Raw genomic sequence first — 17,184 nt, forward strand, 5'->3', positions numbered from 1 at the left:
CGGGTCGGAGGCGCCTATATACCGGGGCCACCGGCGGACTCCACCGGCAGCAGCGGGCCCGATGCCGACACGCGCGAGCGATCTCCTCACCCTGACCCGCGAGGGCCTCTACTGTCCGCTCGGCGGCTTCCACGTCGATCCGACCTGGCCGGTCGAGCGCGCGCTGATCACCCACGGCCATGCCGACCATGCCCGGGCCGGCCACGGACACGTGCTGGCGACGCCCGAGACCTTGCGGATCATGGCGGTGCGCTACGGCGAGGATTTCTGCCGCCAGCGCCAGGAGGCCCGGCTCGGCGAGGCCCTGCGCGTCGGCGACGTCACGGTGCGCTACGCCCCCGCCGGCCACGTGCTCGGCTCGGCGCAGATCGCCATCGAACGGGACGGCGTCCGCGTCGTGGTTTCGGGCGACTACAAGCGGGCGCCGGACCCGACCTGCCTGCCGTTCGAGGTGGTGCCCTGCGACGTGTTCATCACCGAGGCGACCTTCGGCCTGCCGGTCTTCACGCATCCCGATACGCGGGACGAGGTCCGCAAGCTGATGGCTTCCGTGGCCCTGTTCCCGGAGCGCGCCCACATCGTCGGCGCCTACGCGCTCGGCAAGGCGCAGCGGGTGATGGCGCTGCTGCGCGAGGAGGGCTGGGACCGGCCGATCCACCTGCACGGCGCGATGGAGAAGCTGACCGAGCTGTACAAGCGCGAGGGCATCCCCCTGGGCGAGACCCCGAAAGTCGTGGCCGCCGACCGCAAGGATCTGCACGGGGCCATCGTGATCTGTCCGCCCAGCGCGATGCAGGACCTGTGGTCGCGCAAGTTTCCCGACCCGGTGACCTGCTTCGCGTCCGGCTGGATGCGGGTTCGCGCCCGCGCGCGCCAGAAGGGCGTCGAGCTGCCGCTGGTCATCTCCGACCATTCCGACTGGCCGGACCTGTGCCGCACGATCCGGGACACCGGCGCCGGGGAGGTCTGGGTCACTCACGGGCAGGAGGATGCGCTGGTCCATTGGTGCGGGACGCAAGGGATCAAGGCCAAGCCGCTGCACATGCTGGGCTACGGGGACGACGGTGAGGCGGAGCCGGTCCCCGCAGGCGTCGCCGAGCCGGAGGTGGCCGCGTGAACGACTTCGCCCACCTCCTCGACCGCCTCGCCTATGAGCCGCGCCGCAACGCCAAGCTGCGTCTGATCCAGGACTTCTTCGCCCGCACGCCCGACCCCGAGCGCGGCTACGCGCTCGGGGCCATGACCGGCACGCTGAATTTCCGCGAGGCCAAGCCGGCGCTGATCCGCGGCCTGGTGGAGGCGCGCATCGACCCGGTCCTGTTCCGGCTGTCGCACAACTACGTCGGCGATCTGGCCGAGACTACGGCGCTGATCTGGCCGGGGCCGGTGGCGCCGCATGAGCCCGGACTCGGACACAACAACCCACCGCCCCACGTTCCGACCCTCGCCGAGGTGGTTGAGACCCTGGCGACCATCCCGAAGAAAGACCTGCCCCGCCACCTTGCCGAGTGGCTCGACGCCCTCGACGAGACCGGGCGCTGGGCTCTCCTGAAGCTCGTCACCGGAAATCTGCGGGTCGGCGTCTCGGCCCGGCTCGCCAAGACCGCGGTGGGCGCATTGGGTGGCCATGAGGCGGATGCGGTTGAGGAGGTCTGGCATGGCCTCACGCCGCCGTTCGAGAGCCTGTTCGCCTGGGTCGAGGGCCGGGCCGAGCGCCCCGAGACCTTGAACCCGGCCCCGTTCCGGCCGCCGATGCTGTCGCATCCGATCGAGGAGGAGAGCGATTTCGAGAAGCTCGAGCCGGAAGCGTTCTCGGCCGAGTGGAAGTGGGACGGCATCCGCGTCCAACTCGTTGGCGGGCGCGACCAGGCGGGCGTGCAGGTCGCGAAGGTCTATTCCCGCACCGGCGAGGACATCACCGGTGCGTTCCCCGACCTCGCCGAGGCGATCGGCTTCACGGGGACGGTCGACGGCGAGCTGCTGATCCTGCGCGAGCGCCGGGTCCAGAGCTTCAACGTCCTGCAGCAGCGCCTGAACCGCAAGGCCGTCACGGCCAAGCTCCTGGAGGAGTTCCCCGCCCATGTCCGGGCCTACGACCTCCTGACGCTGGACGGCGAGGATCTGCGGGCCGAGCCGTTCGCGACCCGGCGGGAGAAGCTGGAGGCCCTGGTCACACGCCTCGACCACGCGCGGATCGACATCTCGCCCCTGGTGCCGTTCGCGGATTGGGAGGCCCTCGCCGCTGCCCGGGCCGATCCGGCCGCGGTGGGAGCCGGCGAGGACGCGGACGCGATCGAGGGCGTGATGCTCAAGCGCCTGAACAGCCCCTACCTGCCGGGCCGCCCGAAAGGCCCTTGGTGGAAGTGGAAGCGCGAGCCCCATGTCGTCGATGCCGTGATGATGTACGCACAGCGCGGCCACGGGAAGCGTTCGTCGTTCTACTCGGACTACACGTTCGGGGTCTGGCGGGAGGCCCCCGAGGGCGGGGACGAGCTGGTGCCGGTGGGCAAGGCCTATCACGGCTTCACGGACGCGGAACTCGCCAAGCTCGACCGCTACGTCCGCAACAACACCACCAAGCGGTTCGGCCCGGTTCGCGAGGTCACCCACGGGCATGAGGCCGGGCTCGTGCTGGAAATCGCCTTCGAGGGCGTGCAGCGCTCGACCCGGCACAAGTCCGGGGTGGCGATGCGCTTCCCCCGGGTCAGCCGGATCCGGTGGGACAAGCCCGCCGCGGAGGCCGACCGGATCGACGTGCTGGAGCGGATCCTGGCCCGCGGCGAGCGCGAGATCGCGCCCGGGGCAGCGTTGATGGAGTCGGGGACATGAGACAGGGGACAATCGGTCCGGTGGAGCCGCTGGCCTCCGGCGCGGTGGAGCGCCATGCGAGCGGCCGCCTGACCATCGCGACCCCGGGGCAGGGGTTCACGGATTTCACCGGCGCGGTCGCGGAGTTCGTGCGCGGCAGCGGGATCCGGGACGGGCTCGTCACGGTCTTCTGCCGGCACACCTCCGCTTCTCTCACCATTCAGGAGAATGCCGACCCGGACGTGCAGACCGACCTGATGACGGCCCTCGACGGCTTCGCGCCGCGCGGCGTCCCCTACGTCCACGGTTCCGAGGGACCGGACGACATGCCGGCCCATATCCGCACGCTGGTCACCGATTCGGCCTTGAGCATCCCGCTGGTCGAGGGCCGTCTGGCCCTGGGCACCTGGCAGGGGATCTACCTGATCGAGCACCGTGACCGGCCGCATCGGCGGGAGATCGTCGTGAGCGTGATCGGCGCGTGAATCGGGGCGCTTGGCCCGGTGCAGGCAGCAACATTCGCTGACACACGGCGGCTTAACCATGCCGGGGGCAAGAACGCCCTGGGATCCGCTTCTGCGCCGGTCTCGCGAAGGGGGACCCCGATGGGCTTGTTCGACGCGCTCTCGAATTCGGTGTCCGGCGCCTCGGCGCAGTCCCTGGCGCTCAACAACATCTCCGGGAACATCGCCAACACCCAGACTGCGGGATACAAGACCACTGAGACGAGTTTCGCCGACATGCTGGCCCAGACCACCGCCAAGGCGCAGTCGAGCGGCGGCGTCGCGACCAGTACGCGCGACACCCTGGGGCTCCAGGGCACGATCCAGTCCACCGGGGTCACGACCAACCTCGCCATCTCGGGCAACGGCTATTTCGTGGTCCGGTCGAACACCGGCACGCCGCAGAGTCCGAGCTTCACCGGCGAGACCGGCTTTACCCGCCGCGGCGATTTCGATCCGGATGCGAACGGCTACCTCGTCAACGGCGCGGGCTATTACCTGTTCGCCGGCCCGTCCGCGACCGCGCCCGTGCAGGTTCCGACCGGGACCGACACCCTGGCGAGCCTGACGGTCTCGCCCGCGGGCACCCTCACCGGTACCGGCGCGGACGGCGGCACGGTGCCGCTCGGGTCGCTGACGCTGGCGCAGTTCGGGGGCCAGGACACTCTGACCTCGCTCGACGGCGGCACCTACGTGGCCAGCGGCCAGTCCGGCGCGCCGAGCTTCGGGTTCGCGGGCGCGACCATCGCGGCCGGGTCGGTGGAGCAGTCGAATGCCGGCATCTCGGACCAGTTCTCGAAGATGATCGAGACCCAGCAGGCCTACACGGCCAACACGAAGGTCATGAGCGCCGCCGACCAGATGCTGCAGGACGCCATCGCGATGGATGTGTGAGGCTCGAGGGCGCGCATCACAGGAACTTCAGCGGGTCGGTCTCGGGCGGGGGCGGGGCCACGTCGTTGCGGTTCCACCAGCCGCCGCCGAGCGCCACGAACAACGCCGCGCTGTCGCCGTACTGGGTGGCGCGGGCGGCCGCCGAGGTGACCAGCGCCGAGAGGTAGCCCTGCTGGGCGATCAGCACCTGGGTCGAGGTGACGGCGCCGGCCGTGTATTGCTTGCGGATCAGCCCGAGGCTCTGGTTGGTCGCGCTGACCGCGGCATCGGCGGCGGCCACCGCCTTGGCGTCGGACTGGAGCGCCCGCAGGGCGTCGGCGACGTTCTGGAACGCGGTGATCACCGTCGCCTTGTACTGCGCCTGGGCCTGGGTCAGCGTCTCCTCGGCTGCCCTCTGGCGGCGGAACAGGGTGCCGGCGTCGAAGATCGGCGCCGTCGCCTGGCCGATGATCGTGAAGAACGCCGCCCCGGGATTGGCGACCTGCGCCAGCCGCACCGCGCTGGACCCGCCGGTGGCGGTCAGAGTGAATTGCGGCAGGCGGTTGGCCACGGCGACGCCGACGCTCGCGCTCGCCTGCTGCACCAAGGCCTCGGCCGCCTTCACGTCGGGGCGCTGCTGCACGAGGCGTGAGGGCAGGCTGACCGGGAGCCTTGTCGGGAGCCGCAGGGCCGAGAGCTGGAAGGTCTCCGCGATCTCGTTGGAGGGCAGGCGCCCGGCCAGCGCCGTGAGGAGGTTTCGCTGCTGCGCCAGCTGCTTCTCCAGCGGCGGCAGCAATTGCTGCGACAGGGCCAGGGCGGCCTGCTGCTGGACCACGTCGGCTCCGGCGATCTGGCCCAGCGAGAGCTGCTTGTTGAACAGCTGCAGCACCTCGGTCTGTGCCTGGATAACCTTGCGGGTGGCGTCGATCTGCGCCCGCAGCGCCGCCTCCTGGATGGCGGCGGCGACGACGTTGCCGGTGAGGCTGAGATAGGCCGCCTCCAGCTGGAAGCGCTGGTTCTCGGTGGTCGCCTCAAGCGATTCGATCTGCCGGCGGTTCCCGCCGAACACGTCGGGATTGTACGAGACCACGGCCTGCGGCGTGTACAGGCTGTAGAGGTACCGGCTCTCGTTGTTGAGCGGCGATTGCAGGTCGAGGCCCGGTGCCAGGACGCCTTGGGCCTGCGGGGTCGCGGACAGGCTCGGATAGAGCGTGCCCTTCTGGGCCAGCACGTTCTGCTGCGCGATCCGCAGCGACGCCTGCGCGGCTTCCAAGTTGGGGTTGTTCGCCAGCGCCTGTTCGACCAGCTGGTTCAGCGCCTTGGAGTGGAACAGGGTCCACCACTGGCCCGGGATGTCGGCGCCGGAGACGAAGCTCTGGTCCGCCGATCCGCCCTGCCGGGTGCGGATGTTGTCGGCAGCCGAGGGATTCTGGAGCGGCTCCTTGGTGTAGCGGCCCACCGGGGGCGCCTCGGGCGGCACGAAGTTCGGGCCGACCGCACAAGCCGACAGGGACAAAGCCGATAGGGACACGGCCGCCGCCAGCATGATGGCCGCACGACCGCACCGATTCGGCGCCAACGCCACCATCATGCCCCCGAAACCCCTCCCTCGGTAGAGCGTCCCGGCGGACGACCAAGTCAATCCGACGGTGCCGCGATCCTGTGCGCCGGAGCCGCGCTGTGGCGCCCGGGCCACGTGACGATGCCCGGCACGCGTCGCTCTCGCCCGGCTCATGCCGCCACCCGGTGCCCGGTCACGGCCCGCCCGTTCGGATTCGGGTGCCGCCGCGAGAACAGCGAGATCAGCACCGGCACCACCACCAGGATCAGGTTGGGCGCCAGGATGATGCCGCCGACCACCACCAGGGCCAGGGGCTTCTGCACCTGCGAGCCGATGCCCGTGGAGATCGCCGCCGGCAGCAGGCCGACGCAGGCGGCCACGCAGGTCATCATCACCGGGCGCATCCGCACGATCGCAGCGTTCCACACCGCGTCCTTGCGCTGCCAGCCCTCGTCGAGCAGCTGGTTGTAGTAGGCCAGGAGGATCACGCCCTCCATGGTCGAGATGCCGAACAGCGCGATGAAGCCGATCGCCGCCGAGATCGAGAACGGCGTGCCGGTCAGTGACAGCGCGAAGATGCCGCCGATCATCGCCATCGGGATCACCGACAGGGTCAGCAGCATGTCCGCCACGGACGAGAAGTTGATGAACAGCAGCAGCGCGATCAGCACCAGGGTGACCGGCACGACCAGGCTGAGGCGGGTCGCGGCGTCCTTCAGGTTGGTGAACTGCCCGACCCACTCCATCCGGTAGCCCGGCGGCAGGTCCACCGCCTCGGCGACCTTGCGCTGCGCCTCGATCACCGCGCTGCCGAGGTCGCGCCCGCGCACCGAGAACTTCACCGGGATGTAGCGCTCCTGGTCCTCGCGGTAGATGAACGAGGCGCCCGAGACGAGGTCGACATCGGCGATCTCGGAGAGCGGCACCTGGATCACACCGCCGTTGGGATTCTGGGCGCCCACCGCGATGTTGCGGATCCCGGCCAGCGACGAGCGGTATTCCTTGGCCAGCCGCACCCGCATGGAGAAGTGCCGGTCGGAGCCGTACTCGTAGAGGTCGCCCGCGGTCTGGCCGCCGATCGCCGCCTGGATCGTGGTGTTCACGTCGCCGATCGACAGGCCGTAGCGGGCGGCCTTGTGGCGGTCGACGTCGATCCGCACGGTCGGCTGGCCGAGCGATTCGAACACCGCCAGGTCGGTGATGCCGGGCACGGTGGCCAGTGCCGCCTTGACCGCGTTGGCGGTCTTGGTGAGCTGGGCGAGGTCGCTGCCATAGATCTTGACCGAGTTCTCGCCTTTCACGCCCGAGGCCGCCTCCTGGACGTTGTCCTCAATATATTGCGAGAAGTTGAACTCGATCCCCGGAAACTCGGCGTCGAGCTTCTTGCTCAGGTCGTGGATCAGGCTGTCCTTTTCGAGGCCCTTGCGCCATTGGTCGATCGGCTTGAGCGGCGCCAGGATCTCGACGTTGAAGAACCCGGTGGCGTCGGTGCCGTCGTTGGGCCGGCCCTGGTGCGAGATCACCGTGACGACCTCCGGGACCTCCTGGAAGATCTTGCGCAGGCGCTGGACGTAGTCGTTGCCGGCCTCCAGCGAGATCGAGGACGGCATGGTGCCGCGCACGTAGAGGTTGCCCTCTTCGAGGCGGGGCAGGAATTCCAGGCCGAGGTTCCGGGCGGCCAGCCCCGAGGCCAGCAGCACCACCAGCATCACCGAGAGCGCCAGCACCCGGTTCTTGAGGCCGAAGGCCAGGATGCGCTCGTGCCCGGCCCGCAGGACCCGCACGATCAGGGTGTCGCGCTCCTCGAGCTTCTTCGGCAGGATGAGCGCCGAGAGGGCCGGCGAGACCGTGAACGTCGCCAGCAGGCCGCCGACCAGCGCGTAGGCGTAGGTCTTGGCCATCGGCCCGAAGATGTGGCCCTCGACCCCGCTCATCGTGAACAGCGGCAGGAAGCCGACGATGATGATGATCGCCGAGAAGAAGATCGCCCGGTTCACCTCGACACCGGCGATCGCGATGATGCCGAGCCGGCCTTCGAGCTCCCCGGGCGCCTTCTGACCCTCGGAATGCTCGGGCTCGGCGAGGTGCCGGAACACGTTCTCGACCATGATCACCGTCGCGTCGACGATCAGGCCGAAATCGATCGCGCCGAGCGACAGGAGGTTGGCCGAATCGCCCCGCACCACCAGGATCAGGATCGCGAAGCCCAGGGCGAACGGGATCGTGGCCGCCACGATGATCGCGCTGGTGAGCGACCCGAGGAACAACCACTGCACGATGAACACCAGCACGACCCCGAAGACGAGGTTGTGCATCACCGTATGGGTCGTGGTGTGGATCAAGCCCGACCGGTCGTAGATCCGCTCGATCTTCACGTCGGGCGGCAGGATCGTCGAGGTGTTGATCTTGTCGATCTCGGCCTCGACCCGCTGCAGCGTCGGCAGGCTCTGGCCGCCGCGGCTCATCAGCACGATGCCCTCGACCACGTCGGACTGGTCGTCGTGGCCGACGATGCCGAGCCGCGGCGCGTTCGACACGCGCACCTCCGCCACGTCCCGCACCAGCACCGGCGTGCCGTTGACGAGGCTGATCATCGTGTCCCGGATGTCGTCCATGTCGCGGATCAGGCCGATGCCGCGCACCACCGCGGATTGCTGGCCGACATTCAGCGTCTGGCCGCCGACGTTGATCGAGGCGTTGTTCAGCGCCGTGGTCAGCTGGACCAGGGTCAGGCCCTGGGCCTGGAGGCGGTTCAGGTCGACCGCGACCTCGTATTCCTTGGCCTTGCCGCCGAACGCGGTCACGTCGGTGACGCCCGGGATCGCCTTGAACCGCCGCTGCAGCACCCAGTCCTGCAGGGTCTTCATGTCCATGGGCGAGTAGCCCGCCGGGCCGACCAGCTTGTAGCGCATGATCTCGCCCACCGGGCTCGTCGGCGAGATCTGCGGCGTGGCGCCGTTGGGCAGGGGCGGGGCCTGCGACAGGCGATTGAGCACCCGCTGCAGCGCCTGTTCGTACGTGTACTCGTAGTTGAACTGGACCTTCACGTCGGACAGGCCGAACAGCGAGATCGTCCGCACCACCTGGGCGTTGGGGATGCCGGCGAGCGCCACCTCCAGGGGAATGGTGATGTAGCGCTCGATCTCATCGGCGGATTGGCCCGGGTTCTGGGTGATCACGTCGACCAGCGGCGGCACCGGGTCGGGATAGGCCTCGATGTTGAGCTGCGTATAGGCGCCGTAGCCGATGCCGAGCATCACCACGAACAGCAGCACGACCAGCACGCGCTGGCGCAGCGAGAAGACGATCAGGCTGTTCATCGCCCGGGTTCCCGCTCAGGACGCCTTGTCGCCGGAGGCCGCCCGGTCGATGAACAGGGCCCCCCGGGTCACGATCTGATCGCCCGCATGCAGGCCGTCGACGACCTGCGCGTTGTCGCCGTTGATCACGCCGAGCTTGATGTCGCGCGCCTCCACGGCGCCGTCCTGGCGGGCCACCCACACATGGGTACGGTCGCCCTCGTACACGATCGCGGCGACCGGCACGCTCGGGCTCGGCTCACCCTTGCCGGTGATGATCGTGTAGGTTGCGAACATCTCCGGGCGCAGCACCCGGTCGGGATTGTCGACCTCGCTGCGGACCGCGAGCCGCCGCGTGGCCGGGTCCAGGCTCGCGGCCATGTAGTTGACCCGCGCCTTGAACACCCGCGCCCCGAAGCCCGCCACCTTCGCCTCGACCTCCTGGCCGATGCGGATCTTCGGGATCTCGCTCTCGCGCACGTTGGCGACGAGCCACACCGTGGACAGGTCGCCGATCACGAAGACCGGGTCGCTGGAGGCGGAGAGGAACTGCCCGGTGCCGACCTTGCGCTGGACGATCGTGCCGGCGATCGGCGCCCGGATCTGGGTCTCGGGGCTGAGCCGGCCGTTCTTCTCGTAGGCGACGATCTCGGCGTCGGACTTGCCCAAAAGCCGCAGCCGGTTCCGCACGGCGTCGAGGGACGCCTCCGCGGTCTTCAGGTCGCTCTGCGCGGCGATGACGTCGTTCTGCGCCGACTGGTAGTCCTTCAGCGCCACCGCGTGGGCCTGGAACAGTTCCTGCTGGCGGGCCGCGATGGTCTGGTCGAGCTTCAGCAGGGCCTGCTGCTTCTGGAGATTGTTCAGGGCGGCCTGATAGTCGTTCTGCGCTTGGACCATGTCGGTGGCCTCCAGCGTCAGCAACACGTCGCCGGCCTTCACGTCGTCGCCAGCCCGGGCCAGCACCTTAGTCACCCGACCCGCGTAGGGCGAGACCACCGGCACGTTGTCATCGTCGTTGAGCGCGATGCGCCCCTCCGCGGAGCCCTCCGGGCGGAACATCTGAGTCGCCACAGGCAGGATCTCGAACGCGGCGCGCTGTTCCTTGCTCGGCCGGAACACCCGCTCCACCGTCCCGGCCTTCTCGGCCTCGATCCCCGCATCCGGGTTGCCCGATCCGAACAGCCCGGCGACGACGCCCGAGACGGCCTCGCGGGCGCGGTCCGAGACGGCCAGCGCCAGGCCGCCCGCGACCGCGATCAGCACGAGGACGATCAGGGGCCAGGGCGTGCGGCGCCGGCGCGCGGATGCGGCGCGGGCCTCATCCTGGTCCAGAGGATTGCGGGCGTCCATAAGGTTGGTCTTCTGGGTCCGGGCGAGGGACCGGGATGGCAGATGAGGACAGGCTTCAGCCCAGACCCCGGCCGTTTCATGGTGATCGGAGTCGCTTGTCGAGGCGTGCCATCCGGGCTGAGGTCCCGGACGGCACCACGTGCCTAGAGCAAAGCTTGGCTGATCCGCAATCGATCGGGGGGCCAGGTCGCGAAACCGTGTGGCTCCGTCTTCCTTCGCCGGGATTTGTTACAATATGACAACGCTCCCGGGCCAGAAGCCCGATCCGTCCCGCAGATCCGATCGAAGAATCCGCCATGACCGACATGAGTTCTGCTTCCGCCCCATCCGGTTCGACCGCCGGCAAGATCCCGGTCACCGTGCTCACCGGCTATCTCGGCGCTGGCAAGACCACGCTGCTCAACCGGATCCTTACGGAAAACCATGGCAAGCGTTACGCCGTGATCGTCAATGAGTTCGGCGAGATCGGTATCGACAACGACCTCGTCGTCGGCGCGGACGAGGAAGTGTTCGAGATGAACAACGGCTGCGTCTGCTGCACCGTGCGCGGCGACCTGATCCGGATCATGGACGGCCTGGTCAAGCGGCGGGGCAAGTTCGACGCAATCATCGTCGAGACCACCGGGCTGGCCGACCCAGCCCCGGTCGCCCAGACCTTCTTCGTCGACCAGGATGTCGGCGACGCCGCCCGCCTCGACGCCGTGGTGACGGTGGCGGACGCCAAGTGGCTGTCCGACCGCCTCAAGGACGCCCCGGAGGCGAAGAACCAGATCGCTTTCGCGGACGTGATCCTGCTCAACAAGAGCGACCTCGTCTCGCCGGAAGATCTGGACCGGGTCGAGGCCGAGATCCGCGGCATCAACCCGCTGGCCAAGCTCCACCGCACGCAGAACTGCGCCGTGCCCCTGGAGGCCGTGCTGGAGCGCAACGCGTTCGACCTCGACCGAATCCTCGAGGTGGAGCCGGAATTCCTGGAGTCGGGCCACCATCACCATCACGATTCCGAGATCCAGTCGGTCTCGGCCAAGATCGACGGCGAGGTCGATCCGGAGAAGTTCATGCCCTGGATCTCGAACCTGACCCAGGTTCAGGGACGGGACATCCTGCGCTGCAAGGGCATCGTGGCCTTCCCCAACGAGCCGAAGCGCTTCGTCTTCCAGGGCGTGCACATGATCCTCGACGGCGACGTCCAGGGGGATTGGCGCCCGGACGAGAAGCGGGTCTCCCGGGTGGTGTTCATCGGCCGCAACCTCGATCCGGTGGCGATCCGCCAGGAATTCGAAGCCTGCCGGGCCTGATCGAATGCCGCCCGGCTGGTCCCGGGCGGCATTCGCCGGCGTGTCGCGGTTCCGCGCCGTCGGCGGCCGCGGGGTGACGGCGCAGCGCTCACAAGCACTTGTATAGCGACCGATTGTCGGAGCGAATGTCCTCGATATAGCGTATCGATACGGATCGATATCGACGCGGGGGGATTTCGCCATGGTACGTCTACTTCTGACCGCCGCCATACTTGCTGGCAGCACCGGATTGCTCGTCACGCCGGCGGCGGCCCTGTCCGCCAAGGATTGCTCGACCAAGTATCAGGCCGCCAAGCAGGCCGGGACGCTCAACGGCCAGAAGTGGAACGACTTCCGCAAGGCGGAATGCGGGGCCGAGGCGTCGAACACGACGGCCAACACGGTCCCGAATCCCGTGGCACCCGGTGCGACGAAGTCCGCGGCCCCGGCTCCCGCGCCGCAAGCCCCGGCCGCGAGACCGACGGCGGCCCCGGCCGGGACGGCCGCCTATCCGTCCGCCGTCGATCCGAAATATGCGAGCGAATCCGCCGGGAAGGCGCGGATGCATACCTGCCTCGACAGCTACAACGCGGCCAAGGCCGCCGGGACGCTGGGCGACGCGAAATGGATCCAGAAGGGCGGCGGCTTCTACTCGGTCTGCAACAAGCGGCTGAAGGGCTGACGCCACCCGCCGAGAGGAACGGGTCCGCCCGGAGGCGCAGCCGATTCTCAACCATTGGATGTCATGGCTACCGGATGTGCGGGCCCGCGTAACCGGCCCGCGGAGTCCGCGTATCCATGGCTCAGACCGCAGCGCCCGCAATCCCGGTCCCGTCGGGATTGCCCGCCGGGATCCCGCTCCTCGGGGTCATCCGGGGGCTGGCCATGGCGCTGTTTGCCGCCTTCATCTTCTTCGCCTGCTTCGCGTTCTCGGAAACCTCGCCCTACGACGCGGTGGCGATCCCCACGATCCTGCTGTGGCTCTGCCTCGGCGTGCGCCTGCACCGTGGGGCGGTGCCGCTGCTCGCGCTGCTGCTGCTCTACCTGGTGGCGATCGTCACGGCGCTGTTCCCGTACCTGAACGAGGAGTTCCCGGTCACCTGGACGATCCAGCTGATCTACCTCGTGATCACCTGCGTGTTCTTCGCGATGTTCTTCTCGGAGGACACGCACGCCCGCATGGAGCTGGCGCTGAAGGCCTACACGGTGAGCTGCGTGTTCTCCGCGGCGCTCGGCATCGTCGGCTACCTGCAATGGCTCGGCATCGAGGACCTGTTCTACAAGTACGACCGGGCCTCCGGCACCTTTCAGGACCCGAACGTGTTCGGCTCGTTCCTGACGCTCGGCGCCCTGTACCTGATGCACGGCCTGCTCACCGGCAGCGCCCGGCGCCCACTGGTAGCGCTGGCCGGGCTGCTGATCATTTTGGCCGGCATCTTCCTGTCGTTCTCGCGCGGCTCCTGGGGCGGCAGCGTCGTCGCCGTGCTGCTGATGGTCGGCTCGGTCTACGCCGGCAGCGGCTCCGTCCGGCTGCGCCGCCGCATCGTGCTCCTGACGCTCGCCACATTGGTGCTCGCCACGATCGCCGTGATCGGCCTCCTGTCGGTCGAGCACGTGCACAAGATGTTCGAGACCCGGGCGGCCCTGACCCAGGATTACGACCAGGGCGAGACCGGCCGTTTCGGCAACCAGGTCCGTGGGTTGGCGATGCTGCTGGAGCGCCCGTTCGGGATGGGGCCGATGCACTGGCGGTTGGTCTTCGGTCTCGAGCCCCACAACTCCTATATCGGCTCGTTCGCCAACGGCGGCTGGCTCGGCGGGGTGGTGTTCATCGGTCTAGTCCTGGCAACCAGCTTCGTGGGCTTCCGCCTGCTGGTGCGGCCATCGCCCGTCCGGGCGCATGCCCAGATCGTCTGGCCGGCCCTGCTGATGTTCTTTCTCCAGGCGTTCCAGATCGACATCGAGAAGTGGCGCCACGTCTACATGATGCTCGGGATGGTCTGGGCGCTGGAGGCGGCCCGGCTGCGCACCCCCTGGATCGGCGGAACCGGCCGCCCGTGAGGGCGACGTGATCGTGCGCGACCCCAGACCAGCTTGAAACGCGTCCGCAGTCGCGGCAACGCTCCCGCTCGGCCCGAACAGGCGCTGAGGAATGCCCGACGGCGATTTGGCCCCGGAGACGGTCGGTGAGAGTACATCCGGATGATGAGGCGGCGCGGCTCGCGGCCCTGGACGCCCTCGGCATCGTCGGCACCCCACCCGAGCCGCATTTCGACGCCGTCTGCCGGATCGCCTGCCGCCTGTTCGGCGTGCGCAGCGCGTTCGTGGGATTCATCGATGACACGCAGCTCTGGCTGAAGACCCCCTGCATCGACGTGCCGGGATCGATGCCGCGGGAGCTGGGCCTGTGCGAGCACACGATTCGCAGCGACGCCATGCTGGTCGTGCCCGACACGCGGGCCGATCCCCGGTTTCGCGATCTGCCCGGGGTCGCCGCCCCGGGCGGCTTCCGGTTCTACGCGGGCATCCCCCTGAGCCTGTCGCCGGGCGTCAGGATCGGCACCTTCTGCCTGATCGACCCGGCGCCTCGGGACCGGCTCTCCGAGGCCGACGCAGTGGCGTTCCGCGACCTCGCCGAGATCGTGATCGCCCATCTGCGGCTCTCGGAGGCCGATGGCCGGCGCAGACAGGAGATGGCGCAGGCGGTGATCCGCGAGGCCCTGATCCGGGAGCAGCATCGCGAGATCAACGCCCGCTCCGAGGCGCAGGCGGCGGCGAACCACCAGCTGACCATGGCCGAGCAACTCGCCAGCGTGGGCAACTGGCGGGTGGACCTCGCCGACGGGCAGCCGGTCTGGTCGGAGAGCCTGTACGCCATCGCCGGCCGCGATCCGCGGAAGCCGGCGCCGCCGCTCTCCGCCTTCTCACAGATCTACCACCCCGACGACCGCGAGCGGCTGGAGGGCATCGTCGCGGATGCCATCGCCCGGGGCGCGAGCTTCGACTTCGAGGCGCGGCTGCTTCGGCCCAACGGCGATGTCCGCGACGTGGTCGTGCGCGGCGTCTGCCGGGGCGATCGACCGGTGACCGGCCTGATCGGCGTGCTCATCGACGTGACCGAGCGGCGCCGCGCCGAGGACGATGTCCGCCGCAGCGAGCTGCGCTACCGCGGTCTCGCCGAGACCCTGCCGCTGCTGATCTGGACCATGCGGGTCGGCGACGGGCAGGCGACCTACGCCAACGCACAGTTCCACGCCTATTACGGGCCGATCGGGCTGGAGCGCGTGGATCGCCTCGCCCGCAACCACCCGGAGGACGCCGCCGGCATGGAGGCGGCCTGGCAGCAGGCGATCGAGACCGGGATCGGCTACGGCGGCCAATGGCGGATCCGGCGGCACGACGGCGCCTACCGGTGGCACAAGATCTCTCTGATCCCGATCTACCTCGATCCCGACGACGGCAAGGTCGTGGAGTGGCTCGGCACCGCGCTCGACGTCGACGACATCGTCACGGCGCGGCTTGCCGTCGAGGAGGCGCGCGGGCTCCTGGGGATCGCCCTCGACGCGGCCGATGCCGGTACCTGGGACTGGGACATGCGCACGGGGTTCGCCACCCTGAGCCCCGAGAGCGCGCGCATGCACGGCCTGCCCGATACCGGCCGAGCGCACACGATGGCCGCGGCCGACTGGACCGCCCTGGTCCACGCCGAGGACGTCGGCGACGTCTGGAACGAGATTCGCCGCGCCGTGGAATCGTCCTCCGCCTACGTCGCCGAGTTCCGGGCGGGCGAGCGCTGGATCTACGCGCGCGGGCGCACGCTGTTCGGTCCCGAGGGCCAGCCGCAGCGCATGGTCGGGCTCCACCTCGACATCTCAGAGCGCAAGGCCGCCGAGGCCGCGCTGCGGGAAGCCACGCGGGACGCGGAGGCCGCGCGGGCCGATGCCGAGCGGGCGAGCGCGGCCAAGAGCGAGTTTTTGGCCGCGATGAGCCACGAGATCCGCACGCCGCTCAACGGCATCCTGGGCTACGCCGACCTGCTCCTCGACGAGAGCGCGATCCGGGACGAGGATCGGCGGCGGCTGGAGCTGATCCACAGCTCCGGGGCAGCCCTCCTCACCGTGGTCAACGACATCCTCGACTTCTCGAAGATCGAGGCCGGCGAACTGACCCTCGACCCGGTCGGCTTCCCGCTGGCAGCGCTCGTGGACAGCACGGTCTCGATCGTGCGCGGCAGCGCGCTCCGGAGCGGGTTGCGGATCGAGGCCGAGATCGACCCGGCGCTTCCGAGCGTCGTGGTCGGCGATCCCGGCCGCCTGCGGCAGGTGCTGCTCAACCTGCTCAACAACGCCGTGAAATTCACCCCCGAGGGCTCGGTGATCGTGACCGTGCGCCGGGAGGGCGAGGGCATCGCGCCCGAGGGCGGCCCCGGCGACGTGGTCCGGTTCGCCGTCACCGATACCGGCATCGGCATCGCACCATCGCAGCAGGAGCGCTTGTTCAAGCGGTTCAGCCAGGTCGACGGCTCGATCAGCCGCCGCTTCGGCGGCACCGGACTCGGTCTGGCGATCTCCCGGCATCTCGTCACCCTGATGGGCGGCGAGATCGGCATGGACAGCCGGGAGGGGGTGGGTTCGACCTTCTGGTTCCGCCTGGTCCTGCCGCGCAGCAGCGAGGCCGTGGACGCGCTTCGCCTTGGGACGGCGCCGTCGCCGCCGCGTCCGGCCGGCGGATCCCGGCCGCCGCCGGATGGGCCGTCGCTGCGCCTGCTCCTGGTCGAGGATGTACCGCTCAACCAGGAGCTCGCCTGCGCCGTCCTCGAATCGCAAGGCTACACCGTCGAGGTCGCCGGGGATGGCGGCGAGGCGATCACGGCCGTCGGCCTGTCGGTGGCCGAGGGGCGCCCGTACGACCTCGTCCTGATGGACGTGCAGATGCCTGGCGTCGACGGACTCACCGCCACGCGGCGGATCCGCGCCCTGGCGCCGCCGGCCTGCGACGTCCCGATCGTGGCGATGACCGCCAACGTCCTGCCGGAGCAGGTCGCGGAGCTGCGCGAGGCCGGGATGGACGACCATGTCGGCAAACCGTTTCGCCGGGCGGACCTGTTCGCCACGATCAGCCGCTGGACCGCCCCCGGAGCCCGCCGCCGGGCCCGGCAGGAGACGCCGCGGCGCAAAGTTGCGGTCGATCCCGCGGTGCTCGACGCCGCGGTGCTCGCCGACATGGAGACGAGTTTCGGTACGGATCAGGTGGGCGGGCTGCTGGATCTGCTCTCCAACGAGCTGTCCGAGCGCTTCCGCCCGAGCGAGACCGACCGCCTGCAGATCGCCCACGACGCCCACGCCATGGTGGCGGCGGCCGGGCTCCTCGGTTTCGTCGGGCTGTCGAGCCTGTGCCGGGAGGTCGAGGCCGCCGCCCATGCAGGCGCCGACCTCGTGCCGCTGATCCGGCGCCTGGAGGTGCAACGGGCCACGACCCTCCGGGCGATCCGCCAGCTGCGGGCGGCGTGAACC

The 17,184-nt window shown here is 69.4% G+C and carries 11 protein-coding genes; 8 read left to right on the forward strand and 3 right to left on the reverse strand.

The genetic code is table 11. The features are described 5' to 3' along the window. The first annotated feature begins 61 nt into the window (after positions 1-61). The 4 genes from ACYQPG_RS07585 to ACYQPG_RS07600 all read left to right on the forward strand — a co-directional run bounded on the left by ACYQPG_RS07585 (position 62) and on the right by ACYQPG_RS07600 (position 4,205). Positions 62-1,117: a ligase-associated DNA damage response exonuclease gene (locus ACYQPG_RS07585; protein ID WP_461230658.1), complete on the forward strand. Its 1,056-nt coding sequence runs from the start codon at positions 62-64 to the stop codon at positions 1,115-1,117. Further along, the gene (locus ACYQPG_RS07590; RefSeq protein ID WP_461230659.1) at positions 1,114-2,829 is read left to right on the forward strand and encodes a cisplatin damage response ATP-dependent DNA ligase; all 1,716 of its coding nucleotides are present in this window, start codon (positions 1,114-1,116) and stop codon (positions 2,827-2,829) included. The genes ACYQPG_RS07585 and ACYQPG_RS07590 overlap by 4 nt, the downstream gene beginning before the upstream one ends. Then, the gene (locus tag ACYQPG_RS07595; RefSeq protein ID WP_461230660.1) at positions 2,826-3,293 is read left to right on the forward strand and encodes a secondary thiamine-phosphate synthase enzyme YjbQ; all 468 of its coding nucleotides are present in this window, start codon (positions 2,826-2,828) and stop codon (positions 3,291-3,293) included. The genes ACYQPG_RS07590 and ACYQPG_RS07595 overlap by 4 nt, the downstream gene beginning before the upstream one ends. Positions 3,294-3,413: 120 nt before the next feature. Continuing rightward, a complete protein-coding gene (locus tag ACYQPG_RS07600; RefSeq protein ID WP_461230661.1) occupies positions 3,414-4,205 on the forward strand; it encodes a flagellar hook basal-body protein in 792 nt (263 codons plus the stop codon). 16 nt (positions 4,206-4,221) lie between these two features. Here ACYQPG_RS07600 and ACYQPG_RS07605 read toward each other — a convergent pair whose 3' ends face one another. The 3 genes from ACYQPG_RS07605 to ACYQPG_RS07615 form a co-directional block, all read right to left on the reverse strand. Then, positions 4,222-5,730 (reverse strand): efflux transporter outer membrane subunit, encoded by a 1,509-nt coding sequence (locus ACYQPG_RS07605; protein ID WP_461230662.1) that lies wholly within the window; start codon positions 5,728-5,730, stop codon positions 4,222-4,224. 185 nt (positions 5,731-5,915) lie between these two features. Beyond that, positions 5,916-9,065 carry an efflux RND transporter permease subunit gene (locus ACYQPG_RS07610; RefSeq protein WP_461230663.1) on the reverse strand — a complete coding sequence of 1,050 codons (3,150 nt, stop codon included), beginning with the start codon at positions 9,063-9,065 and terminating at the stop codon, positions 5,916-5,918. Between the two features lie 15 nt (positions 9,066-9,080). Then, entirely contained in the window at positions 9,081-10,394 is a 1,314-nt protein-coding gene (locus ACYQPG_RS07615; RefSeq protein ID WP_147906331.1) for an efflux RND transporter periplasmic adaptor subunit, read from the reverse strand. A 296-nt stretch (positions 10,395-10,690) separates the two neighbouring features. On the opposite strand from ACYQPG_RS07615, the gene ACYQPG_RS07620 reads away from it, so the two are divergent. From ACYQPG_RS07620 to ACYQPG_RS07635, 4 genes are all read left to right on the forward strand, one after another. Beyond that, complete coding sequence (locus ACYQPG_RS07620) at positions 10,691-11,692, forward strand: CobW family GTP-binding protein (RefSeq protein ID WP_461230664.1); 1,002 nt, start codon at positions 10,691-10,693, stop codon at positions 11,690-11,692. Between the two features lie 181 nt (positions 11,693-11,873). Continuing rightward, entirely contained in the window at positions 11,874-12,353 is a 480-nt protein-coding gene (locus ACYQPG_RS07625) for a hypothetical protein (protein WP_461230665.1), read from the forward strand. A 116-nt stretch (positions 12,354-12,469) separates the two neighbouring features. After that, positions 12,470-13,732, forward strand: a complete 1,263-nt coding sequence (locus tag ACYQPG_RS07630; RefSeq protein ID WP_461230666.1) for an O-antigen ligase family protein — start codon at positions 12,470-12,472, stop codon at positions 13,730-13,732. Between the two features lie 125 nt (positions 13,733-13,857). Next, entirely contained in the window at positions 13,858-17,181 is a 3,324-nt protein-coding gene (locus ACYQPG_RS07635; RefSeq protein WP_461230667.1) for a PAS domain-containing protein, read from the forward strand. The last annotated feature ends 3 nt before the right edge of the window (positions 17,182-17,184 follow it).

Source organism: Methylobacterium sp. CM6246, from assembly GCF_054818005.1.

Coding starts and splice junctions, on each gene's coding strand:
- ACYQPG_RS07620 (WP_461230664.1), top strand. CDS start 10,691: ATGACCGACATGAGTTCTGCTTCCGCCCCATCCGGTTCGACCGCCGGC.
- ACYQPG_RS07600 (WP_461230661.1), top strand. CDS start 3,414: ATGGGCTTGTTCGACGCGCTCTCGAATTCGGTGTCCGGCGCCTCGGCG.
- ACYQPG_RS07610 (WP_461230663.1), bottom strand. CDS start 9,065: ATGAACAGCCTGATCGTCTTCTCGCTGCGCCAGCGCGTGCTGGTCGTG.
- ACYQPG_RS07625 (WP_461230665.1), top strand. CDS start 11,874: ATGGTACGTCTACTTCTGACCGCCGCCATACTTGCTGGCAGCACCGGA.
- ACYQPG_RS07615 (WP_147906331.1), bottom strand. CDS start 10,394: ATGGACGCCCGCAATCCTCTGGACCAGGATGAGGCCCGCGCCGCATCC.
- ACYQPG_RS07630 (WP_461230666.1), top strand. CDS start 12,470: ATGGCTCAGACCGCAGCGCCCGCAATCCCGGTCCCGTCGGGATTGCCC.
- ACYQPG_RS07585 (WP_461230658.1), top strand. CDS start 62: ATGCCGACACGCGCGAGCGATCTCCTCACCCTGACCCGCGAGGGCCTC.
- ACYQPG_RS07605 (WP_461230662.1), bottom strand. CDS start 5,730: ATGCTGGCGGCGGCCGTGTCCCTATCGGCTTTGTCCCTGTCGGCTTGT.
- ACYQPG_RS07595 (WP_461230660.1), top strand. CDS start 2,826: ATGAGACAGGGGACAATCGGTCCGGTGGAGCCGCTGGCCTCCGGCGCG.